This window comes from Acidovorax sp. GW823-FHT01C06 (genome assembly GCF_058798375.1).
Window position 1 is genome coordinate 43,598 of record NZ_JBXAKN010000011.1, and the last position, 22,760, is coordinate 66,357.

General features: G+C 68.9%; 22 protein-coding genes. 8 read left to right on the forward strand and 14 right to left on the reverse strand.

Going from position 1 to position 22,760, the window contains the following annotated elements:
* Positions 1-12 precede the first annotated feature (12 nt).
* A complete protein-coding gene (purM, locus tag AC1RCS_RS20385; protein ID WP_492245813.1) occupies positions 13-1,056 on the reverse strand; it encodes a phosphoribosylformylglycinamidine cyclo-ligase in 1,044 nt (347 codons plus the stop codon).
* A gap of 77 nt (positions 1,057-1,133) precedes the next feature.
* The gene (locus tag AC1RCS_RS20390; protein WP_369641802.1) at positions 1,134-2,354 is read right to left on the reverse strand and encodes an MFS transporter; all 1,221 of its coding nucleotides are present in this window, start codon (positions 2,352-2,354) and stop codon (positions 1,134-1,136) included.
* A 269-nt stretch (positions 2,355-2,623) separates the two neighbouring features.
* On the opposite strand from AC1RCS_RS20390, the gene hda reads away from it, so the two are divergent.
* The 4 genes from hda (at position 2,624) to folK (ending at position 6,326) form a co-directional block, all read left to right on the forward strand.
* Complete coding sequence (gene hda, locus AC1RCS_RS20395) at positions 2,624-3,322, forward strand: DnaA regulatory inactivator Hda (RefSeq protein WP_218293690.1); 699 nt, start codon at positions 2,624-2,626, stop codon at positions 3,320-3,322.
* A gap of 37 nt (positions 3,323-3,359) precedes the next feature.
* Positions 3,360-4,070 (forward strand): histidinol-phosphatase, encoded by a 711-nt coding sequence (locus AC1RCS_RS20400; protein ID WP_492245812.1) that lies wholly within the window; start codon positions 3,360-3,362, stop codon positions 4,068-4,070.
* Between the two features lie 42 nt (positions 4,071-4,112).
* Positions 4,113-5,720, forward strand: a complete 1,608-nt coding sequence (pcnB, locus tag AC1RCS_RS20405; protein ID WP_218293692.1) for a polynucleotide adenylyltransferase PcnB — start codon at positions 4,113-4,115, stop codon at positions 5,718-5,720.
* Positions 5,721-5,795: 75 nt separating this feature from the next.
* On the forward strand, positions 5,796-6,326 hold the full coding sequence (gene folK, locus AC1RCS_RS20410; RefSeq protein ID WP_492245811.1) for a 2-amino-4-hydroxy-6-hydroxymethyldihydropteridine diphosphokinase: 531 nt from the start codon (positions 5,796-5,798) through the stop codon (positions 6,324-6,326).
* A gap of 111 nt (positions 6,327-6,437) precedes the next feature.
* Here folK and AC1RCS_RS20415 read toward each other — a convergent pair whose 3' ends face one another.
* A complete protein-coding gene (locus AC1RCS_RS20415) occupies positions 6,438-7,076 on the reverse strand; it encodes a cysteine hydrolase family protein (protein WP_492245810.1) in 639 nt (212 codons plus the stop codon).
* A gap of 122 nt (positions 7,077-7,198) precedes the next feature.
* Here AC1RCS_RS20415 and AC1RCS_RS20420 point away from each other — a divergent pair, with 122 nt between their 5' ends.
* The gene (locus AC1RCS_RS20420; RefSeq protein ID WP_492245809.1) at positions 7,199-8,200 is read left to right on the forward strand and encodes a GlxA family transcriptional regulator; all 1,002 of its coding nucleotides are present in this window, start codon (positions 7,199-7,201) and stop codon (positions 8,198-8,200) included.
* A gap of 130 nt (positions 8,201-8,330) precedes the next feature.
* Here AC1RCS_RS20420 and AC1RCS_RS20425 read toward each other — a convergent pair whose 3' ends face one another.
* Complete coding sequence (locus AC1RCS_RS20425) at positions 8,331-9,152, reverse strand: ankyrin repeat domain-containing protein (protein ID WP_492245808.1); 822 nt, start codon at positions 9,150-9,152, stop codon at positions 8,331-8,333.
* A gap of 314 nt (positions 9,153-9,466) precedes the next feature.
* On the opposite strand from AC1RCS_RS20425, the gene AC1RCS_RS20430 reads away from it, so the two are divergent.
* Positions 9,467-10,849, forward strand: a complete 1,383-nt coding sequence (locus AC1RCS_RS20430; RefSeq protein WP_492245834.1) for a hypothetical protein — start codon at positions 9,467-9,469, stop codon at positions 10,847-10,849.
* 40 nt (positions 10,850-10,889) lie between these two features.
* Positions 10,890-12,035 (forward strand): hypothetical protein, encoded by a 1,146-nt coding sequence (locus AC1RCS_RS20435; RefSeq protein WP_492245807.1) that lies wholly within the window; start codon positions 10,890-10,892, stop codon positions 12,033-12,035.
* A gap of 155 nt (positions 12,036-12,190) precedes the next feature.
* Here AC1RCS_RS20435 and AC1RCS_RS20440 read toward each other — a convergent pair whose 3' ends face one another.
* The 4 genes from AC1RCS_RS20440 to AC1RCS_RS20455 all read right to left on the reverse strand — a co-directional run bounded on the left by AC1RCS_RS20440 (position 12,191) and on the right by AC1RCS_RS20455 (position 17,207).
* Positions 12,191-13,168, reverse strand: coding sequence for a Bug family tripartite tricarboxylate transporter substrate binding protein (locus tag AC1RCS_RS20440; protein WP_369641807.1), 978 nt, complete (start codon positions 13,166-13,168; stop codon positions 12,191-12,193).
* Positions 13,169-13,226: 58 nt separating this feature from the next.
* Positions 13,227-13,904 carry a response regulator transcription factor gene (locus AC1RCS_RS20445; protein WP_492245806.1) on the reverse strand — a complete coding sequence of 226 codons (678 nt, stop codon included), beginning with the start codon at positions 13,902-13,904 and terminating at the stop codon, positions 13,227-13,229.
* Positions 13,901-16,021 (reverse strand): ATP-binding protein, encoded by a 2,121-nt coding sequence (locus tag AC1RCS_RS20450; protein WP_218294422.1) that lies wholly within the window; start codon positions 16,019-16,021, stop codon positions 13,901-13,903. The genes AC1RCS_RS20445 and AC1RCS_RS20450 overlap by 4 nt, the downstream gene beginning before the upstream one ends.
* Before the next feature lie 121 nt (positions 16,022-16,142).
* A complete protein-coding gene (locus AC1RCS_RS20455; RefSeq protein WP_218293698.1) occupies positions 16,143-17,207 on the reverse strand; it encodes a CDP-6-deoxy-delta-3,4-glucoseen reductase in 1,065 nt (354 codons plus the stop codon).
* A 101-nt stretch (positions 17,208-17,308) separates the two neighbouring features.
* On the opposite strand from AC1RCS_RS20455, the gene AC1RCS_RS20460 reads away from it, so the two are divergent.
* Positions 17,309-18,268, forward strand: coding sequence for an SDR family oxidoreductase (locus tag AC1RCS_RS20460; protein WP_492245805.1), 960 nt, complete (start codon positions 17,309-17,311; stop codon positions 18,266-18,268).
* Positions 18,269-18,308: 40 nt separating this feature from the next.
* Here AC1RCS_RS20460 and AC1RCS_RS20465 read toward each other — a convergent pair whose 3' ends face one another.
* The 6 genes from AC1RCS_RS20465 to AC1RCS_RS20490 form a co-directional block, all read right to left on the reverse strand.
* A complete protein-coding gene (locus tag AC1RCS_RS20465) occupies positions 18,309-19,034 on the reverse strand; it encodes a DUF4124 domain-containing protein (RefSeq protein ID WP_492245833.1) in 726 nt (241 codons plus the stop codon).
* Between the two features lie 53 nt (positions 19,035-19,087).
* Positions 19,088-19,624, reverse strand: a complete 537-nt coding sequence (locus tag AC1RCS_RS20470; protein WP_255594515.1) for a hypothetical protein — start codon at positions 19,622-19,624, stop codon at positions 19,088-19,090.
* A gap of 326 nt (positions 19,625-19,950) precedes the next feature.
* Positions 19,951-20,910 (reverse strand): chemotaxis protein, encoded by a 960-nt coding sequence (locus AC1RCS_RS20475; RefSeq protein ID WP_218293700.1) that lies wholly within the window; start codon positions 20,908-20,910, stop codon positions 19,951-19,953.
* Positions 20,911-21,064: 154 nt separating this feature from the next.
* The gene (locus AC1RCS_RS20480) at positions 21,065-21,370 is read right to left on the reverse strand and encodes an antibiotic biosynthesis monooxygenase family protein (RefSeq protein WP_369641812.1); all 306 of its coding nucleotides are present in this window, start codon (positions 21,368-21,370) and stop codon (positions 21,065-21,067) included.
* 73 nt (positions 21,371-21,443) lie between these two features.
* Entirely contained in the window at positions 21,444-22,310 is an 867-nt protein-coding gene (locus tag AC1RCS_RS20485; protein ID WP_218293703.1) for a LysR family transcriptional regulator, read from the reverse strand.
* A 26-nt stretch (positions 22,311-22,336) separates the two neighbouring features.
* Entirely contained in the window at positions 22,337-22,741 is a 405-nt protein-coding gene (locus AC1RCS_RS20490; protein WP_218341706.1) for a nuclear transport factor 2-like protein, read from the reverse strand.
* Positions 22,742-22,760 lie beyond the last annotated feature (19 nt).

Below are 22,760 nucleotides of genomic sequence, written 5' to 3' on the forward strand. Positions count from 1 at the left end.
AAAGTAGATCGGTCAGGCCACGACCACGGCGGCGCCATCGCCGCGCGGCGCGATCGCACCGATGGTGTACACCTTCTCGCCCGCGGCGGCCAGCGTGGCGGCCGTGGCGGCGGCGTTGGCGGCGTCCACCACCACGACCATGCCGATGCCGTTGTTGAAGGTGCGGTTCATCTCGATGTCGTCGATGCCGGCGGTCTTCTGCAGCCAGGCGAACAGCTCGGTCTGGGGCCAGCTGCCCTTGGTGAGATGGGCGGCCGTGCCGTCGGGCAGCACGCGCGGGATGTTCTCCAGCAGCCCGCCGCCGGTGATGTGGGCCAGGGCCTTGATGGGGTGGGCGGCCAGCGCGGCCAGCACGTTCTTCACGTACAGGCGCGTGGGTTCCATGACGGCCTGCTTGAAGGGCTTGCCGTCCAGCGTGGCGGGGGCGGTGGCCCCTGCGCGGTCGATGCACTTGCGCACCAGCGAGAAGCCGTTGGAATGCACGCCCGCCGAGGCCAGGCCCAGCACCACGTCGCCGGGGGCCACGTCCCTGCCGGTCAGGATCTTCGACTTTTCGACCGCACCGACCGCGAAACCGGCCAGGTCGTATTCGCCGGCGGGGTACATGCCCGGCATTTCGGCCGTTTCACCGCCGATCAGGGCGCAGCCCGAAAGCTCGCAGCCCCGGGCGATGCCGCCGACCACGGCCGCGGCCGTGTCCACGTCGAGCTTGCCGCAGGCGAAGTAGTCGAGGAAGAACAGGGGCTCGGCGCCCTGCACCAGCACGTCGTTCACGCTCATGGCCACCAGATCGATGCCCACGGTGTCGTGCATGTTCCACTCGAACGCCAGCTTGAGCTTGGTGCCCACGCCGTCCGTGCCGGAGACCAGCACGGGCTCCTTGTAGCGCTTGGGCACCTCGAACAGGGCGCCAAAGCCGCCGATGCCCGCCAGCACGCCTTCGCGCATGGTCTTCTTGGCCAGCGGCTTGATGCGCTCGACCAGGGCGTCGCCCGCGTCGATGTCAACGCCGGCGTCTTTGTACGAAATGGGGATGGAGGGGGCAGAAGAGCTCATGGGTGGTGTGGTGCAGATAGGCCCGCGCGGCGGGCTGGAATCCGGGGATTTTAAGGGGCATGCCTCGCCGTGCCTCCTCAGCCCTGTGCCGGCGGGGGCTTTGGGGTGGCGCGGCGGGCCGCCGCGGCCTGCAGCAAGACGCCCGCCAGCGCCAGGGCGGCAAAGCACATTCCGGCGCCGAAGGTGGCGCTGGCGCCCCATTGGTCCCACAGCAGGCCGGCCAGCGCGCTGGCCACCAGCAGGGCCACGCCGCTGACCAGGTTGAACATGCCGAAGGCCGTGCCGCGCAGGTCGGCGGGGGCGGTATCGGCCACCATCGTGGCCAGCAGGCCCTGCGTCATGGCCATGTGCAGCCCCCACAGGGCGATGCCCAGCCAGGCGGCGATGCCCTGGCCGGTGAAGGCCAGCAGCGCATCGGCGGCGATCAGCACCACCAGCCCCCCGGCGAGCAGCGTGGTGTGCCGGGCCGTGTCGGAGAGCTTGCCGAGCGGGTACGCGCCCAGCGCGAAGACCACGTTCATCAGCACCAGCACCAGGGGCGTCAAGGCGAGGGGCAGGCCGCCTTGCTGCATGCGCAGCACCAGGAAGGCTTCGCTGAAGCGGGCCAGGGTGAACACCGCGCCCAGGGCCACCACCCCCCAGTAGGCGGGGCCCAGCCGCCGCAGGCTCTCGCGGCGGATGGGGTTGGCGCGGGCGGCGCCGGCGGGGCGCTCCGGCTCGCGCACGCCCACGACGAGCAGCACCACGCACAGCGCGGCCGGGAGCACCGCCACCCAGAAGACCGCACGGAAATCGTTGGCCCAGAGCAGCATCAGCCCCATGGCGAGCAGCGGGCCCAGAAAGGCGCCCACGGTGTCGAGCGACTGCCGCAGTCCGAAGGCCGCGCCGCGCATGCCGGGCGGGGCCAGGTCGGCCACCAGCGCATCGCGGGGCGCGCCCCGGATGCCCTTGCCCACGCGGTCCAGCAGCCGCGCCGCCACCACCAGGCCGACGGTGGTGGCCAGCGCGAACAGCGGCTTGGACAGGGCGCCGAGCCCGTAGCCCAGGATGGCCAGCGGCTTGCGCCGGCCCCACCAGTCGCTCAGGACGCCCGAGAACACCTTCAGGATGAGGGCCGTGGCCTCAGCCGCGCCCTCGATGAGGCCTACGGTGAGCATGCTGACCCCCAGCGCCGCGACCATGAAGACGGGCAGCAGGCTGTGGATCATTTCGGACGAAATGTCCATGAGCAGGCTCACCAGGCCCAGGGCCCAGATGCTGGCCGGCAGGCGCTTGGAGGGGGAGGGTGGAAGGGCCATGGGTGCTGACGAGGCAGAGCGTGGGGAAGCCGGCGGCCGAAGGGGGCCGGCGGCAGACTAAAATCGGCTCCATTGTCGTTGCCGGGCCTCTTCGCAAGGAGTTCCTGCCCTGGCAACGGGCCGTCGGCCACCACTTTCGCCGCACCCGCCGCAGTCACCTACGGCCGGGCGCTTCCAACTTCATCCGTGATGCTGCTGCTGATCCCTTCCTTGTCTGCCGCTCCCGCACTGAATGCCACGGGCCTGGCCATGCTGCCCGGGTGCCGCGCATGAAGCAGCTGGCGCTGGACATCGGCCTGGCCACCGGCCCCACCCTGGCCCGTTTTTTCGCGGGCCCCAACGAGGCGGCCCTGCAGCACCTGCGCCTGGCGGTGGGCGAGGGCAGCAGCCAGGCCACCCGCTCGCCGGTGCCCACCTACCTCTGGGGCGAGCCCGGCAGCGGCAAGACGCACCTGCTCACGGCCGTGCGCCACGCCCTGCGCGAGCAGGGTGCCAGCGTGGGCTGGCTCGACCCGTCGGTGGCCGAGCCGCCGGATTTCGATGAGCGCTGGGCCGCCATCGTCATGGACGACGTGCACCTGTACAGCACCGCCCAGCAGGCCACGGCCTTCAACTGGTTCGTGAATGCCATCAGCCCGGCCAGCGGCAGCCAGCGCTGGGTGCTGGCCGCGGGCGACCTGCCGCCGGCCGACCTGCCCCTGCGCGACGACCTGCGCAGCCGCCTGGGCTGGGGCCATGTGTTCCAGCTGCAGCTGCTGGGCGAAGCCGAGCGCCGCTCCGTGCTGCGCCAGGAAGCCGACGCGCGCGGCGTGTTCCTGGGTGACGAGGTGATGGACTACATGCTCAACCGCTTCTCGCGCGACCTGGGCAGCCTCATGCAGCTGCTGGACCAGCTCGACGCGTTTGCCTTGCGCACCCAGCGCGCCATCACGATTCCCTTGCTCAAGACGATGCTGGAATCGGAATGACGCCGACCCATGCGCCCCTTTTTGTCTGTGAAACTGAATGACTTCTGAACCCCGCCGCCTGCGGCTTGCGCTGTTTGACCTGGACCACACGCTGCTGCCGCTCGACTCCGACTACGAGTGGGGCGAGTTCACGATCCGCATCGGCTGGAACGACCCCGTGGAGTTCGCGCGCCGCAACGACGAGTTCTACGCCCACTACCAGGCGGGCACGCTCGACGTGCACGACTACGTGCGCTTCGCGACCGAGGCCGTGCGCCTGCGCGGCCCCGAGGCGGCGGCGGCCGCGCACCTGCAGTTCATGCGGGACGTGATCGGCCCGGCCATCCAGCCCCAGGCGATCAGCCTCATCCGCCAGCACCAGGCGGCGGGCGACGAGGTGCTGATCGTCACCGCCACCAATGAGTTCGTGACCACCCCCATCGCCCAGGCGCTGGGGGTGCAGCAACTGCTGGCCGTGCAGCTGGCGCGCGACGCCAGCGGCTGGTACACCGGCGAGATCGACGGCATTCCCACCATGCGCGAAGGCAAGGTGCGGCGCATGGAACAATGGCTGGCCGAGCGGCAACTCGGCTGGGGCGATGTCGACAGCACGTTCTACAGCGATTCCATGAACGACGTGCCCCTGCTGGAGAAGGTGAACCACCCGGTGGCCACCAATCCCGACCCGCGCCTGCGAGCCCTGGCCCAGGAGCGCGGCTGGCGCATACTGGATCTGTTCACGGCCCCAGCCGGCCAGGATGCCGCCTGACACCTGCGCCCCGCGCCAGACCCCCCTGATTACTCCCTACCCATGATCAAGAAGTTCATCGACAAATTGCTGGGCAAATCGACGCCCGGCACCTCGGGCGGCAAGCCGCATTTCGGCAAGCGCGAAGAGGTGCCCGCCTCGGTGCACGGCATCAACCCCGAGCTGGTGGACCGCCGGGCCGCCGAGGTGGTGGCCACGCTCAAGCAGGCGGGCTTCGAGGCCTACATCGTGGGCGGCGCCGTGCGCGACCTGCTGCTGGGCCTGCGCCCCAAGGACTTCGACGTGGCCACCAACGCCACGCCCGAGCAGGTCAAGGGGCTGTTCCGCCGCGCCTTCATCATCGGCAAGCGCTTTCGCATCGTGCACGTGGTGCACGGACGGGGCCGCGAGCACGAGGTGATCGAGGTGTCCACCTTCCGCGCCTACCTCGACAACGCCGCCGCAGGCCAGGTGGCGGGCAACGAAAAGACCAGCAAGGCCCAGCTGTCGGGCATGCAGCATGCCGTGGACGCCAGCGGCCGCGTGCTGCGCGACAACGTCTGGGGCCCGCAGGACGAAGACGCCACGCGCCGCGACTTCACCGTGAACGCCATGTACTACGACCCGGTGAGCCAGATCGTGGTGGACTACCACAAGGGCCTGCAGGACGCCAAGAAGAAGACGCTGCGCATGATCGGCGATCCGGCCACGCGCTACCGCGAAGACCCGGTGCGCATCATCCGCGCCGTGCGCTTCGCGGCCAAGCTCAGCCCCCTGGGGTTCAGCATCGACGCCAAGTCGGCCGCGCCGCTGGTGCAGTCGCAGGCCCTGCTGGCCGAGGTGCCGCAAAGCCGCATGTTCGACGAAATGCTCAAGCTGCTGCAGACGGGGCACGCCATTGCCACCATCGAACAGCTGCGCAAGCTGGGCATGGCCAAGGGCATCTACCCGCTGCTGGACGTGGCCGTGGAGCGCGCCGACACGCCGTTTGTGAAGGCTGCCCTGGTGGACACCGACCGCCGCGTGAACGAAGGCAAGCCCGTGGCCCCGAGCTTCCTGCTGGCCTGCGTGCTGTGGGAAGACGTGCGCAATGGCTGGCAGGAGCGCCTGAACCAGCGCCAGCATCCGCTGCCCGCGCTGCAGGAGGCCATCGACGAGGTGTTCGACAAGCGCATCGGCGACGTGTCGGGCCGCGGCAAGCTGGCGGCCGACATGCGCGAGATCTGGGTCATGCAGCCGCGCTTTGAAAAGCGCGTGGGCAACACCCCGTTCGGCATGGTGATGCAGCCGCGCTTTCGCGCCGGGTTCGACTTCATGCGCCTGCGCGCCGATGTGGGCGAGGTGGAGGAGGCGCTGGCCGAATGGTGGCAGGACTTCCAGGCGGCCGACGACGAACGCCGTGACGACCTGATGGACCAGGCCAAGGAAGAGCAGAAAGCCCGCCAGAAAGCCCAGCCGGTGGTCAAGCGTGTGCCGCGCCAGGCCCCTGCCGCCGGGCCAAGGGCTGCGGGGGGAGCGGACGCGGAGGGGGATGGGGATGCCGCCCAGGGCGCGGCCGACTTTCCTTCCGAGGGCGGCGCTCCCAAGAAGCGCCGCCGCCGCCGCCGCAAGCCCGGCGGGGGCGACGGTGGGGCGGGCCCCGGCGGGTCCGGTTTCGCGGTGGATGCCTGACCCGCTGCGGTCCGATGCCGTGCGCCCCGGCACCGCGCAGGCCCTGGTGCCCATGAAGGGCCACCGGAAGAACCGATGACACCGATCCAGCCCACGGCCGCTCGCCAGTCACCCCCGGCAAGTACCGGCAGCACGGCCTACATCGGCCTGGGCGCGAACCTGGGCGACGCCCCCGCCGCGCTGCGCGCCGCCGTGCAGGCCATTGCCGCCTTGCCGGCCACCCGGGTCCTGCGGTGGTCGGCGCTGTACCGCAGCGCACCCGTGGATGCCGCGGGCCCGGACTATCACAACGCCGTGGTGGCCGTGCAGACCGCGCTGACACCCCACGGCTTGCTGGCCGCGCTTCAGGCCATCGAGGCCGCGGCCGGCCGCGAGCGCCCCTACCGCAACGCGCCCCGCACGCTGGACCTGGACATCCTGCTCTTTGGTGGGCAGGTGCTCGACACCCCCGCACTCACCGTGCCCCACCCGCGCCTGTGTGAGCGGGCCTTCGTGCTGCTGCCCCTGGCCGAGATCGCGCCAGAGCACGTCCACCCCGCATGGCTGGCGGCGGTACAGGACCAGCACATCGAGCGGCTGCCAGCCACATGGTGCGAGGCCGTGTAGCCTTTCCGCTCCGCTTTCCGCAAAGCGGTAGCTGGCGTGGCACGGGCCCCGCGCCGCCACGCCCCGGATGTGAAGCGCACGCGTGGGCAGGCGCAGGGGCGCCTCAGGGGCTCACCCTTGCCTGGCGCGCTGGTTCGAGGCAAACACGTTGTCCTTGGGCAAGGCCTGGCCTGCCTGCACGGCCGCCACCCAGTCGCGGGTCGAAGCGGCGGCGGCAAAGTTGCTGTGGAACACCACGCTGAACACACGGTGGATTTCCTCGGCGCTGGCGCTGCCTGCCGCATTGGCATACGGCAGGGCGCCGCTCGCGTCGCTCAGGAACTCCACGGCCAGCCCCCGGTGCGCGGCCTCGTAGATGGTGCTGGCATCGCAGTTGTGCGTCATGTAGCCCACCACGGTCAGGGTGTCGATGCCACGCCCGGCCAGCCACTCGGCCAGGCCGGTGTTCGTGAAGGCGCTCGCCATGCCTTTTTCGATGTGGTGGTCGGCAGGGCGGCGCGCCACTTCGGGGTGCAGCTGCCAGCGCTCGGTGGCCTTGTCGAACACGGGGGCACCGGGCGGGGCGGTGTGCTGTACCACGACCACCGGCACACCGGCCGCGTGGGCGGCATCCATCGCGCGGGCGATGTTGGGCAGCGTGTCGGCCACGGGCGGGTATTCGATGGGCAGGTTGCCGCCCGCGAAATACTCGTTCTGCACGTCGATGACGATCAGGGCGCGGCGCGGAGCGGTGGTGGAAGAGGAGGTCATGGTCACAGTCCTTTGATGGGGTGAAAGAAGTGGGTTGCGGGGAAGGAATGGAGTGATTGTTCGCGTGGCCGCCCGTCCTTGAAAGTGGCTTGATTGACACTCATCGATAGAATCGGGCCATCGTGCCCCATCCTGCCCAACCCTCCATCCGCCTGGTTTCCTCCTCTGCCCCGGACACCGTGGCGGTGGTGGCCTTCGACGGCATCAGCCCCTTCCACCTCTCGGTGCCCTGCCTCGTGTTTGGCGAGGACCGCACGGCCGAGGGCGTCAACCGCTACAAATTGGTGGTGTGTGGCATGGCGCCGGGCCCGCTGCGCACCTCCGCCGGGTTCGGCATCGAGGTGGGCCATGGCCTCAAGGTGCTGCGGCGTGCACAGACCATCGTCGTGCCTTCCTGGCGCGACGATCTGGCGCCCGTGCCCCCGGCATTGCTGGCCGCGCTGCGGGCCGCGCACCGCCGGGGTGCGCGCATCGTGGGCCTGTGCCTGGGCGCTTTTGTGCTGGCCGAGGCGGGGCTGCTGGATGGCCGCACCGCCACCACGCACTGGGCGCTGGCGGCCCAGTTCGCCCAGCGCTATCCGCGCGTGCAGCTCAAGCCCGAGGTGCTGTACGTGGAGGACGGGCTGGTGCTGACCTCGGCCGGCACGGCGGCGGGCATCGACTGCTGCCTGCACCTGCTGCGCCAGCAGCACGGCGCCGAGGCCGCCAACCGTGCCGCGCGCCGCATGGTGGTGGCGCCCCACCGCCAGGGCGGCCAGTCGCAGTACATCCAGCAGCCCGTGGCGCCGTCGGTGCGGGGCGACCGGCTGGCGCCGCTGCTGCAGTGGCTGGGCGAGCACCTGCACGAAACCCACACCCTGGAGGCCCTGGCCGAGCGCGCGGTGATGAGCCCGCGTACCTTCACGCGCCGCTTTCGCCAGGTCACCGGCACGACGGTGGGCCAGTGGCTGCAGAACCAGCGCGTCGCGCTCGCGCAGCAGCTGCTGGAGGGTGGAGACCTGTCCGTCGAGGCCGTGGCCATCGAGGCCGGCTTCGGCTCGGCCGTATCGCTGCGGCAGCACTTCGCCGCCACGCTGGGCATTGCGCCGTCGGCGTACAGGCAGCAGTTCCGCAGCACTGGCTAGCGGCGGATGCTATCGACGGGATGGAGTCGGGCCGGGTTCAAAAGATCGCTCAGTTGCAGGTTCTTGCTGAGAAGGCGCGGCCCTCGGCGCCCCGCATTCGTTGCAAGGGGGTGGGCGACCCCGCCACCGCTCATGCGGAACACGCGGCCTGCGGCCAGGCACGCCCCGTCTCCAGCATGGTGACGATGCGGTCGACCTGGCCGCGCAGGTTCTTGTGCTTCTTCATCTTCTGTGCGTTCCGTGCCAGGTCCAGGAGGGACTGGCCGTGCGAGGCCGGTGTGGACGGGTCGGCGCCGCAGGCCAGCAGTGCACCCACGGCAAGGTCGCTGCAGGAGACGACGGCCATCCACAGCGGCGTACGGAGCGGGTCGCCGGCTTCGGGGGCATGCACGTCGCGCGACAGGCGGATCAGCTCGGGCACATAGCGGTTGTTGCCCTGGCAGATGCGGTGCAGCACCCGGGAGCTGTCGTCCCAAGGTGCGTCCACGTCGAGCACGCCCGCGTCCAGGATGCGCTGGAACAGGGCGTCGGAGCGCGCATCCAGTTCGCGGTCATGCAGATCGGTGAGGCGCAGCACCGGCATGTGGTCCCGCGTGGCGGAGTGGCAGGCTGCACCCAGGTCCAGCGCGGCCATCACCGCCGCATGGCACCCGGGCCGCCACAGGGCGGCCAATGTCAGTGGTTCGACCGCTCCGTAGGTCTTCTGCGCCACGAGGGCGTTGTGGTACAGCGGCATGCCGCCCTTGGCCAGCAGGTGCACCATGTCCACGTCATTGCCTTCGATGGCCAGGACCATGGGGTAGGTGTCGTCGAAGTTTTCGCCCTGCCACAGGGCCCTGGCGTCGCCACCGTCTACCAGCCAGGTGCGTGCGGCGCCGTGGTCCTGGGCCAGCACTGCGGCCTGCAGCGCGCGTTGGGAGGTGAGCAGGGCCAGTCGTTCGTTTCTATTCATGGTGATGTGTGTGGCCCCTTCCAACAGGTTCATGGAAGGGCCAGGGTCGCGGCGTTGCAAGAGCCGCCATTTTGCAAGCGCAAGGCAGTTTGGCGGCTGACAACTTGTCCACCGCGAAAAGCCTGGAACGGGCGCATTTCTCCGTATATTTCCTGGGGCATGAGCCGACTGCAAAAGTGTCCCTTGCAGCCAGGACGGCACGAGGAGGAGTTTTTCTTGACGCGAATCTTGACGCGAACCCTGACGCGAAAGCCCCTGCGGAGCTGCTTGGAGGGAGAAGATTGCTTTGGTGGGCGTGCCCGGCACGGAAAACCATGTTGATCAACATCGTCGGCAACTTCACTTTCGAGCAGCGCGGCGATGCGATGCTCATCGGCACCGAAGAATCGGCGGCGCTGATCTGCAACGGCCACGCACGGCTGGTGCCCCCGGAGCCAACCTTCCTGCGCTTCAGCGCGCCGGGCGTCACGGCCCGCGTGCACTACGCCGACGGCCCGCCGACCATCGTGCGGCACGGCGACAAGGAATGGCACCTCCACGACGTGCTGCTGGGCGGCTCGGACGCGTATGGCGTGGCATCCCCGGGCAACGAGCGCATCTTCATCGTCCACGATTGGAGCGGCGATCGCCTGGCTTCGCTACCCAAACGGTTGGGCCCCAAGCATTTCGGCCGTGCCGCCATCGTGCTGACCGACACCTATACCTATCCCCAAAGCGAATACACGGAGATCTATCGCCCGGATGGCGAGTTCCTCACCCGCTACACCTTGCAAAGCCGCGGGGCGGGGCGCCAGGAGCTGGCGCACTTCACGGACGCACGGGCTTTTCTGCGCACGGGCAACGCCCCCTCCACGTACCAGCTCTTCGACCTGCACAGCTTGCAAGCCTGCAGCGTCCTGCCCGTGGCAGGCGCGATCCTGGGGGTCTGCGCATTGCCGGATGGCAGCAACCTGTGGGTGGATGCCGAGGGCATGCACCGGCTGGCGCCGCAAGGCCAGGACCAGCCGCCGCAGACGCTGCACCGCTTTGCCGATCCCCTGGACGTGGAGCAGGCCAAGCTGCTGCTGTGGCACGACACGCAACGCGTCTATGCGGCGATCGACCATGACCGGGAGCGCCAGAGCCTGATCGCCCTGCCGCTCGAAGGTGTCAACGCCGCAGCGCAGGAGCTGCATTGGTCCGACACCTGGATCATCGCTTTTCAAGGCGGTTTCCTGGCCGGGCAGAACTATCTGCAGCTCAAGCGCAAGACGCTGCTGGCGGACAACGCGGTGGTGCTGTGGCAGCCCGGCGATGTGCTGAGCCCCGCTTTGCTCCAGACGGATGCGAGCCCGGTCGTCGAAGTCAGCCAGACGCGCTCCACCGTCAAGGGCAAACACGGTTACCGCCTGCGCATCCAGGATGCTTGCCCCAACCGTGCGATCCGCTGTGCCGCGCTGGAGCTTGGCCGGTTGTTGGGCGACACCTGCAAAGGCGCGTACCAACAGGGCGATGACGTGCCGGACCGCAAGTTCGACGGGTGCTTCACCATCGACATCGCCACTGCCAGCGCGCCCACTGCGTTCGAGCAGGCCTTCCTGCCGGCCTATCTGGCCTATTACCGCGACATCGGCGACCTCTCGCCGGAAGGCAGCAGGGCACGGCTGGCGCCGCTGGCAATCACCTGGGCCATTGACGAAACGCTATACAAAACGTAGCCCAAAGCGCTTTCCAGAGTAAGCAGAGAGACTGATTTTGATGACCAAAACGTCCCAAATCATTGCCGCCATCCTCAAAAAAGCAGGCATCGCCTTCCAGCCCCTGCCCAAGGACTGGGACGGCTCCCACCTGGGCCAGATCTTCCACCACATGGTTCCCGAGCGGATCTGCGAGCTGGACCCGAAGTGCATCGCCGAGGCGGCCGACTACGTGGGGGTGCTCCAGGAATTCGCACAGGCCACCCAGGGAGAGTTCGCCCCCGAAAGCGCGCGAGCCGAAGGGAGCGTCGGCGGCAAGGTGGTGCTGGAGTTCCTGCATGCAGGGCAGGCCATCCGCTTCAAGTTCACGCAGGAAGGCCGCTGGGTGGCCGACGACTTTTACGAGCAACTGCGCAAGTTCTGCAAGAAGCACCTCAGCGGCAGTTACCTCAGCGTGGGCAGCGATCTGGCCACCGAGGTCTATTTACCGCACAAGGTGGTTGCGCAGATTCAGAAGAAGACGCGCACCTTTGATAGCGTCGAGGCGCTGGTGCAGTTCGTGGTGGAGGGCGCATCCCAGAGCGACCTGATCAAAGCAGGGGAGGGCCTGCCTTGGCAGTTGAAGGCGGGCTATACCCGCGACGGCGACAGCCTGCTGACCGCGCTGCTCAAGTCCGAGGCGGACACGGACAGATGCCTGAGTGCCTATGAGCTGCTCGAAGCTCCCGCACTGCCCAGTCGCCATGGCGAATCGCCCCTGGAACTGGCGCAGCGCCTGCGGGGGGTGGACCTCCGAGGCGAGTACGGCGGCGAGGCCAAAGCCACCCTGGGCTATGCCGAGATCCGCGAGAAGTGGAGTCAGCGGCTCTGGCACAGCTATCTCCCCGAATACATGCGCATCGTCGATGCGCTGGAGGCGGACCTGGCATCCATGCGCTTTTCCGAAGCAGGCAACTTGTACGGCATCGCCATGTGCCATGCGCCGCTGCTGGACTGCGGGTCGGAAGTCGCGCAAGTGCACTACTACGAATACAACGGCGCGTACACCCTGAATTTGCTCACCCAGGGACCTGGAGGCGGCGCCTTGCACTTGCAACTGCCCCTCGATCAGGTCGACACGGTGATCGACCTGCTGCGCAGGTATTGCCGCCGTACGTTGTGGACAACGCCCGGCCAAGACGGCGCTTGGCTGGTTGCCCCAGAATAGCCTGCTGCCACGGGCGCAAAGCCAGCGCGCGCCGAACGCACATGGATACCGGGCAGCCGGTGCAGGCGGTTCGTGCCCGCCTGACGATTGCTATATAAAAGGTAGCAAAAAGCGCTTTCTGGAAAAGCGCCAGAGGCCGATGGAGCTCGAAGTTCTCAATCCACCTTCGCGCCCGAGGCCTTCACCACCTGCTGGTACTTGGCGCGCTCGGCGGCCATGAAGCTGTCGAACTGCGCGGGCGTGGTGGCCACGGGTTCGGCGAGCAGGGCGCCGAAGCGGGTCTTGGTCTCCGGCGCGTTCAGGGCCGCCACGAAAGCCTTGTTCAGCTTGTCGATGATGGGCTTGGGCGTGGCCGCGGGCGCTACGAGGCCCCACCAGGTGTCGATGGAAAAGCCCTTGAAAGTAGCAGACAGGGGCGGCACGCCCGGCAGCGAGGCCGATGCGTCCAGCGAGGTCACGGCCAGCGCCTTGAGCTTGCCCGCGCGGATGTTGGGCGCGGCGGCCGCCAGGTTGTCGATGTTGAAGTCCACCTCGCCCGCCAGCAGCGCCAGCTGCGCAGGGTTGGCGCCCCGGTAGGGAATGTGCAGCGCGAAGATGCCGGCGCGCTGCTTGAACATTTCGCCCGCCAGGTGGCCCGCGCTGCCGTTGCCGCCGCTGCCGTAGTTCAGCTTGGCGGGGTTGGCCTTGGCGTAGGCGATCAAATCGGCCACGGTGTGGATCTTGAGCTGCTCGGCCTTGGCCGCGTTGATGACCAGTACGTTGGGCACGCGCACCATCTGCGTGATGCCCGCGAAGTCCTTGGCGGCGTCGTAGGGCATCTTGGAATAGAGCCACGGGTTGACCGCGTGCGTGGCGGTGGCGGAGATGCCGATGGTCAGGCCGTCGGGCGCCGCCTTGGCGATGGCGTCGGCACCGATGTTGCCGCCCGCGCCGCCCTTGTTGTCGATGATCACCGTGCCCAGCGAGTCGCGCACGCGCTCGGCCAGGGCCCGGGCGGTCACGTCGATGGGGCCGCCGGCCGCATACGGCACGATCAGCCGGATAGGCTGGCCCGAGTCCTGCGCGAGCGCGGTGTGGGAGGAGAAAGCCGCTGCGATAGCGGCGCTGGCGAGGAGGATGTTTCTGCGGTTCATGGGTGCCATTGTGCAAAAAAATCGTAAGAAGGCTTACGAAAACCTTGAAGCGGGGTGTTCAGGGCGTGCGGGAGGGGTTTTCCGAGAGGCCCAGGTCCTCCACCAGCATGCCCAGCTCGTGCGACGAGCGGATGTCCAGTTTCAGGAAGATGGCCGAGCGGTGCGTGTCCACGGTGCGCGGGTCGATGGGGCGCCCGGGGTCGCGCTGGGCCAGCGCACGGGCCGCTTCCTTGCTGCTGATGCCGGTGGCCAGCAGGCGCGCCACCTCCTGCTGGCGCGGGCTCAGCGCGTTCCAGCGCTCCCGCAGCAGGGCGTGCCGCTGCGCGCGCGCGGCCACGCCGTGCGACAGGGTGGCCGCGCGGTGCACGGCGGCCAGCAGGGTGGCCTCGTCGCAGGGTTTTTCCAGCCAGTCCACCGCGCCTTGCTTGACGGCCGCCACGGCCGAGGCCAGCTCGCCGTGGGCGGAGAGGAACACGGTCTTGAGCACCGTGCCCCGCTGGCGCATGGCCTCGAAGACCTGCAGGCCGCTCATGCCGTCCATGCGCAGGTCGAGCAGCACGCAGCCGGGCCGGGCCAGGTCGGCGCCGGCCAGGAAATCCGGCCCGCTTGCGAACGACTGGGCCGCGTGGCCGCCGGCCAGCAGCAGCGCGGCGAGGGAATGGCGCACGCCTTCGTCGTCGTCCACGATGTAGACGCGCAGCGGGGCTGGGGTGGGGGCGGTGGGGTGATCGGTCATGGGGAGGCCACGGGCGGCGTTGCGTGCAGGGGAAGCCGGATTTCGAAGACCGCGCCGCCGCCCTCGCGGTTGCGCGCCAGCAGTTCGCCGCCCATGCTCTCGACGATGGAGCGGCAGATGTTCAGGCCCAGCCCCAGGCCGTCGGAGCGCGTGGTGAAGAACGGCTCGAACAGGCGCTCGGCGATCTCGGGGGGCAGACCCGGGCCCCGGTCCTGCACTTCGAGGCAGGCGTGCCCGGCATCGGCCCGGGTGCGCAGCAGCAGTTCGTGGTCCATCGGGGGCGTGGCGTGCACCTGCATGGCCTGCAGCGCGTTGAGGCCAAGGTTCAGGACCACCTGCTCCAGGAGCACGCGGTCGGCGCGCACCCGCAGCGGTTCGGGCGCGAGGTCCAGGCGCACCGCCACCCCATGCCGCCGTGCCTCGGCGCGCAGCAGCAGGCCCAGGGACTGGTCCACGGCGGCATTGAGGTCGCAGGGTTCGCGGGCCTCGGGATGCTGGCGCACCCAGCGGCGGATGCGCCCCACGATGTCGGCCGCGCGCAGCGCCTGGGTGGACAGCGCGGCGAGGCTTTCGTTGAGCAGTTCGGTCCGGCCCTGCGCGGCGAGCGCGCGCGCCGCGGCCGCGTAGTTGACCAGGGCCGCCAGCGGCTGGTTGAGCTCGTGCGCGAGGGTGGAGGCCATCTCTCCCACGGTGATCACGCGCTGCACGCGCTGCAGTTGCGCCTCGCGCTGCTGCTGCTGTTCCTCGGCGCGCTTCTGGGCAGTGATGTCCACCACCGAGCTCATCCAGCCGATGTGCCGGCCATCACCGTCGATGAGCCGCGCCGTGTAGAACATGGTGTAGACGTCCGAGCCGTTGCGGTGCCGCAGCCGGTTCTCGTTGCCCTGGGGCGTGGCCTTGCCCGCCAGCGAGGTGTCGCTGTCGTTCCAGTGGCGGTCGAGGTCGTCGGGATGCCAGTAGGGGTAGGGGGGCAAGCAGCCGATGAGTTCGGAGGCGGCGTAGCCCACCATGTCGCACATGGCGGCGTTCACGTACACGATGCGGCCCTGCAGGTCGCGCGCACGCATGCCGACGAGCAGGGAGTCTTCCATGGACTGGCGAAAGGCCTGCGCCTGCTGCAGCGCGTGGGTGCGCTCGTGCACGCGCTGTTCGAGTTCGATGCGGGCCTGGCGGTTCTCCTGCAGGCGCCGCTCGCGCAGCTGCCAGTAGAGCGCGCCCAGCACCAGCAGGCCCGACGCGAGGCTGGCCAGCGCCCAGGCCTGCTGGCGCGCCAGGGCCACCACCTTGCTGTCGGCCGTGAGGGTGAGGGTCCAGCCCAGGTCGGGCAGGTGTTCCGCGAAGGCGAGATAGTGCTTGCCGCTGCCGGGCAGCCGAAGCTCGGCACCCGGCTGGTCCGGGCGCTGCAGGAGCTTCCAGGGCACCGGCGCGGGCTGCCATTGCGCGCCGTACTGCTCATCGTGTTGCACCTGCCGCACGGCCTCGGCGGGCAGGGGCTTGCTGGTCTTGTAGAGCCAGGACGACACGGAGCCCAGAAACAGAATGCCGCGCTCATCCGTGACGAACACCGGGTCGAGCAGTTGCGCCCAGGTGTCCACGATGGGCTGCATGCGCACCTTCACGGCCACCACGCCGATCACCTTGCCATCGCGCTGCACGGGGGCCGAGGCGAACAGCCCGGGCTCGCCCGTGGTCTTGCCCACGCCGTAGAAGCGCCCCGCCTGCCCGTGCAGTGCGTCGCGGAAGTAGGGACGGTTGCTGTAGTTCTGGTCGACGAAGCTGCTGGGCGTGTCCCAGTTGCTGGAGGCCAGCGTGAGGCCCTTGTCGTCCATGAGGTACAGCGTGTCGGAGCCGGCGTGCGCATTGACGGCCTGGAGGTACGCGTTGGCCGCCTCCCGCACGCTCTGCGATGCGGGATGGCGCAGCAGGTCCGCGACCAGGGGCTGCTGCGCCGCCGTGAAGGGCAGGTAGCTGTAGCGCGTGGCCACGCCGCGCAGGGCCAGGGCCTGGACCTCGCTGGAGCGGCGCAGGTTGTCCCATTGGGTTTCCAGCTCGTTGCGGGTGGCCCATTCGCCGGCGCCCAGGATCAGCAGCACGGCCAGGCCGAACACGGCGGCCATGGGGCCGGCTCCGCGCAGCCCATCGCGCAGGCGTCCCAGGGGCCTAGGGGGAGGCAACGGTGCTGTCACGGGTGTGGCTGTGGCCGGTGGTGGCGCGGGCGGCAAACCCACACCCTCCCGCTCATCCGCCGTGCTTGTCCGCCTCGGAGGTGAAGGAGTCCGCATAGAACTCTTCCGCTGGCAGGCCCCGCTGCGCGCTGTAGGCCACGCGGGCGGAATCGACCACGATGGGGGCGCCGCAGGCGTACACCTGGTGGCCCGACAGATCGGCGTGGTCGTCCATCACGGCCTGGTGCACAAACCCGGTGCGACCGGTCCAGCCGTCCTCCGGCAAGGCGTCGGAGACGACGGGCACGTAGGTCAGGTGGGGCATGTCGGCCGCCCGGGCCAGCACCCAGTCGTGCATGTACAGGTCGCCGGGGCGGCGGCCGCCCCAGTAGAGCACCGTGGGGCGCGTGATGGCCTTGAACTGCATGTGCTCGATGAGCGCCTTGATGGGGGCAAAGCCCGTGCCCGAGGCCAGCAGCACGATGGGCTTGTCCGAGTCCTCGCGCAGGAAGAAACTGCCGAACGGGCCTTCCACGCGCAGGATCTCCTTTTCCTTCATCGCGCCGAACACGTGGTCGGTGAACTTGCCGCCCGCCATGTGGCGGATGTGCAGCTCCACGCCGGGTGCGTCGGCCTGCGTGTGGGGTGCATTGGCCATCGAATACGCCCGGCGTGCTCCGTCGCGCAGGATGAATTCGATGTACTGGCCCGCGTGGTAGCGGAAGGTGTCCGCCGCCGGCAGCTGCAGGCGCACCCGCATCACGTCGTGCGATTTCTTTTCGAGGGTGGCCACCCGCACGGGCATCTTCTTGACGGGGTAGGCGCTTTCGTCGGTGACCTGGCGCGATTCGAGCACCACGTCCGTCAGGGGCTGGGCGCAGCAGGTCAGCACGAGGCCGGCGGCCTCTTCGTCGGCCGTGAGCGCCTTGGACTGGTGCTCGCCATGGTGCACGGTGCCGCTGAGCTTCCTGCACTTGCACGAACCGCAGGCGCCGTCCTTGCAGCCATAGGGCAGGCCGACGCCGCTGCGGATGGCGGCGGCCAGGATGGCCTCGCCAGCGTTGGCCTGGAAAGCGCGGCCGCTGGGCTGCACGGTGATCTGGAATGCTGCGGTGCTCACAGCCTCGGCGCTGGTCATCTTGTGGGTATCCTCGGGACGTAGATCTTCAAGAACCGGTTGGTGCCGCCGTGGGCCCCTGCCAGGAGATGCCGGCTGGTTCTTTACAAACGGACCCGATTTTGCCTTCAAACCAAAACCCCCTTGGCGCCCTGCCGGCGCGCTTTCGCCGCGAACGCCTGCTGATCGTGGGGTGTGGTGACGTGGGCCAGCGCGTGGCGCGCCTGCTCCAGGGTGGCCCGGGCGCCGGGCGCGTCCAGGTGCTGGCGCTCACCTCCAGCCCCGAGCGCAAGCCGGCGCTGCGCGCCCTGGGCATCCGCCCCCTGTGCGGAAACCTGGACGATGTGGCCACGCTGCGCCGCCTGTCGGGCCTGGCCACGCGCGTGCTGCACCTGGCCCCGCCACCCGGCGAAGGCGCCGGAGGGGATGGCTGGTGGCGCGATCCGCGCACGGTGGCCCTGGCGCGCGCGCTGCGCCTGCGCAGCCTGCCCGCCTCCCTCGTCTACGCCTCCACGAGCGGCGTGTATGGCGACTGCCAGGGGGCGATGGTGTCCGAGACACGGCCCGTGGCTCCCGCCACGCCGCGCGCGCAGCGGCGCGTGAATGCCGAGCGGGCGGTGCGGCACCTGGGCCGCGGGGGGGTGCGGGCCAGCGTGCTTCGCATTCCGGGCATCTACGCCCCTGACCGGGACGGTGGCACGCCCGAAGCGCGCCTGCGCCGAGGCACGCCGGTGCTGGAGCGCGAGGACGATGTGTTCACCAACCACATCCACGCCGACGACCTGGCGCGCATCTGCCTGGCCGCGCTGTGGCGTGCGCGGCCGCAACGCGTCTACAACGTGAGCGATGCCACGGAACTGAGGATGGGCGACTACTTCGACCTGGCGGCCGACCTGTACGGCCTGCCGCGTCCCCCGCGCGTGCGCCGCAGTGCCGCGCAGGAGCAGCTGTCGCTGATGCTGCTGAGCTTCATGAGCGAATCGCGGCGGCTGGACAACCAGCGCATGCTGCGGGAGCTGGGTGTGAAGCTGCGCTACCCGACCGTGGCCGAGGGGTTGCGGGCGGCGCGCCCGTCGCCTTAGGGCGAGCGCGTTCGCCGGGGCCTTTGCCCGTCCGCCGGGTTCAGCAGGGCGCCTGGCCTCCGTTGGAGCGGCACACACCGCCGGGACCGGGGAACCGCCCGGGACCGGCGCGGGGATAGGTATTGCCCTGGTTGTCGGTGCAGCGAAAGTCACCGCATTGCGTCAGGCGAGTTGGAGGTTGCGGTGTGCCTGTCTGCGGGAAGGGGTCAGGAAAAAGGGGGCGATGCCGCGATGGCGGCACGACCACCACCCGGGGCTGGTGGGCACGCGCTTTTTCGACTTCCGCATACCCTTGTGGACCCAGGCAATCCAGGTCCACTTGCCGCTGCGCGGCCTCCAGGCGCAACTCCTGTTCATAGGTCGAGCGGGCCAGGCCCGCAGCCACCATATCCAGGTTGCGCCGCGAGCGCGCGCATTCGGGGGATCGGGCGTAGTCCTGGGGCTGGGGCGTGGCCGCCGCGGCCTGTGCGGCGCGGGCACGGTCGCGTTCGGCGTTGCGGCGGGCATCGGTTTCCGCCGCGGTGGCCTCCGCCTGCAGCCGCTGTTGCTTGCGCTCCAGTGCTTGCGCTGCCAGCTCCCGTTCCTGCTGGATCTCCTCGGGGGTTTTCCGCGCTTCGACCTCGCGCGCGGTGGCGCCACCGGTGCATGCGCCGTCGGTATAGGTCACCTGTCCCGTGCGGGCATCGGTGCAGCGAACCACCTGGGCGCTGGCGCCCGTGGCAAGCACGGCGGCACCCAGGCAGAGAATGAAGAGGCAGGGGCGGATCGTCACGGTCGGCTGCCAGGCAGGGGGAACGACGGCGCGGGACGGCGCCGCATTCAGGGTTTTTCGGGGCTGTTCGACTGCTGGCGTGAACGCCAGTCGAGCGGATGCGGCGTGTAGCTGTCTGGCGCCATGCGGCCAGGGCGGGCTTCACGGTTGCGGCGGTCTTCCGCGGCGCGGCGGTCGCGTTCCGCCTGGTCTCGCAAGGCCTGCTCCCGGTCCCGGTTGCGGCGATCGGCCTCGCGCGCCTGCTGGTCGCGGCGGTCGCGTTCACGCTCCCGGGCTACGCGGTCACGCTCGGCCCGTTCTCTGTCACGCTCGCGCTCGCGCCAGTCGTTGCGGTTGCGGTCGCGTTCCCAGCGGTCGTCGCGATCACGTCCGCCGTAGTAGATGACGGAGGGCGGGGCCGAATACGCAGGGTAGACGGGGGGCGGGCTGGAGTACACCGACGGGGTGTTGTAGATGTACCCCGGCTGCTCGTAGACCCTGTACGGCGTCGGTTCGTAATAGGGGTCGCCCGGCACGGTGGCGCAACCCGTCACCACGGCGCCCAGGACCGTGGCAGAAATGATGCGGGCGAGTGTGTATGTCATGCTGTTCAGACCCCCTACAGGGCGTGAGTGTTCCGCGCTGTACGTAAAGCCCCCGAAAAGCACCCCGGCGGGGTGTTACAAGTTTCGGAGTGGCGTTTTCAATGCCTCCCACTGTAGCGCCCGGGGGGCCCATTTGGTTGACCTGCATGCCGATGCAACGGGTAGGACGAAATCCCATGCCGTACCGGGCTGGTGCCTTGGCGCACCGGCTTTTGAAATCAAAATTGATAGCGAAAGCGCGTGGCTGGCAATGCGCGAGCCGCCCTTTTTATGCGCGGCGTGTACGCCGTGGCGAAGGGCGCGCGGGAAGCTGGCCTGCTTCCCGTTTATTTGGGCAGCACCCGGCGGATGGTTTCCGCCAGATCTTCCGCCACGAACTTGGCGACATAGCCGTCGGCGCCGACGCTGCGCACGTGGTCTTCGTTGGCCGAGCCGGACAGCGAGGAGTGGATGACCACCGGCAGCCCGTGGAAGCGCGCATCCTGCTTGATGTTGCGCGTGAGGGTGAAACCGTCCATTTCCGGCATTTCGAGGTCGGTCAGCACCATGGCCACGCGGTCCAGCACGCTCTTGCCCTCGGCTTCGGCGCTCCTGGCGATGGCGTTGAGCCGGTCCCAGGCTTCCTTGCCGGATTTCACCATTTCATAGGGCGCATGCAGCACCTTGAGTTCCTGCTCGATGAGCGAGCGCGCCACGAACGAATCGTCGGCCGCCAGGATGATGGTGCCGGGCTTGAGCTTGAGCTTGGCGCCGACCTTCTCTTCGGTGACCTCGTGGCCGTCCGAAGGCGACACCATCTGGAGGATGGCTTCCACGTCCAGCACCTGGGCCAGGCGGGATTCGTCGGTGTTGCCATCCAGGCGGGCAATGCTGGTCACCAGCTTGCCGGCGGCGCCGCTGGTTTCGGCGGAAAGCACCTGCTTCCAGTCCAGCCGCACGATGTCTTCCACCGACTCCACCGCAAAAGCCTGCGTGGTGCGCGCGTATTCGGTCACCAGCATGATGTTCAGTCCCGTCTGGGGCTTGCAGCCCACGATGGAAGGCAGGTCCAGCACCGGAATCACCTGGCCGCGCAGGTTCACGACCCCCAGCGAATGCGGCGTGGTGCCCGCGATCGGCGTGATGCTGGGCATGGCCACGATCTCGCGGATCTTGAACACGTTGATGCCGAACAGTTCGGATTTGCCCAGGGCACTGTCGGTGCCCAGACGAAACAGCAGCAGTTCGAACTTGTTGGTGCTGGTGAGGTTGGTCCGCTCGTCGATGTCCTGCTGCACTGCTTTCATGATGGGTCCTTCGCGCAGAAAAGAAGAAGAAACGCGCGTTTACAAATTCTAGGATCAGAACGGCATGTGCAGTGCGCTAAATGTTCAGGCAATACCCGAATAGTGCGCTGCAGCATCCAGGCGTCGCGGCGCCGTCACACGCTGGCGGCGCGGGTCATGCCGAGGGCGGCAGCGCCACCGGGGTGAAATGCACCACCGTGGGGAACGGGTCGTAGAAATGGTGCAGCAGCCGTTTCCATTCCTGGTAGGGCGCCGACTGGCGAAAGCCGATTTCGTGGTCCTCGAGCGTGGCCCAGCGCACCAGCAATGCGTAGTCCTGCGGGCGTTCCACGCAATGGGCCAGTTCGTGCGACAGGTAGCCGGGCATCGAGGCGATGATCCGCTGCGCCTGGGCAAAGGCTTGCTCGAACGCGGCATTCTGGCCGGCGCGGACGGTGAGGTGGGCGATTTCAAGGACCATGGTGGCAGGTGTGGGCTGGGGACAACCCCCTTTGTACCGCACCTTGCCTGCCGTGCCAGCGGCGGGCTCCACCTCAGGCCGCGCTGCTGCGGGAAAGGTCCGGTGGCGTCTTGAGGCTGGAGGCGAGGCGGCCCAGCAGCGCGAGCAGGGGCGCGTCCGATGCGTCGCAGGCCAGGCCCAGATGGCGCGAGAAAGCCAGCGGACCGTCCAGGGGCCGCACGACCGAATGGCGTGCGTGGGCCGCGTAGGACTGCGGCACGACGGCCACGCCCAGGCCGCTGTCCACCATGTGCAGCAACAGCTCTTCGCGCGCGGCGCTGGCCTGCACCTCCAGCGCGATCCCGCGCTCGGCCAGCAGGCGGATGAACGACTGGTGCAAGGGGCAGTACGGCCATTCGATGAGCGGAACGCCCTGCAGGTCGGCCAGGCCGAATTTCTTCTTGAAACGCAGCGGGTGCTGTTCGGGCAGGAGCATCACATAGGGCTCGCGCCACAAGGACATGAAGGTGTCGCCAGACGGCTTGCAATGCTCGGCCACCAGACGCAGGCGCGCCTCCTGCGCGCTGGCCGTGAGCCGCACCAGGGCGTTGGGCATGAGCTCGCCAATCTGCGCGAACAGCGGCGCGGCCGGGCCCACCATCAGGTCGTCCTGCAGGAACACGCCCAGCGTTTCGCGCGGCGCATCGCGGAAGTCGCGCACCATGGCGCTCGACTGCGCCAGCAGGCTGCAGGCGCGCGGGTACAGGCGGTGGGCGGCGGGCGTGGGCGCCAGGCCCTGGCGGCTGCGCTCGAACAGCACGGTGTCGAGCGCATCCTCCAGCCCCTTGATGGCCATGCTGATCGAGGGCTGCGCCACGAAGCAGCGGCGCGCGGCCGTGGTCACGGAGCGTTCTTCGTAGGCCGCCACGAAGTAGCCCAGGGCGCGCAGGTCAAACAGCATGGTGCAGGGGCCACGGAGGGCCGCGGTCAGGTCGGGGTGATGGTGGTGACGGTTTCGCGGAAGTAGTCGAGCTGGCCGTTGCGCGAGTGGCTCACGATCCAGGTCAGCGATTCCACTTCGCGCTGTTGTACCGCATAAAAGAAGCGCTGGTGGAATTTCGTGATCACCCAGTCGTCGCCCAGGGGCTGGCTGTGGGTGTGCACGATCTTCGTGCCCTGCGGAAAGACCTCGGTGCCCAGGCGCTGCACCACGGCCAGCACGTCGGCCTTGTGGCGGGCGACCTGCCAGCTGGTGTCCGCCTCGTCGCGGTAGTGGTCGATGCGGAAATCCACGTCGTCCGCGATGCTGTCCAGCAATGTGGGCACGTCACCCTTTTCAAACGCGGCCAGTACGCGGTCGATGGGGAAGTGGGTGGTGGGGTTGGTCGTCATGTGCGTTCTCCGGTCGGGT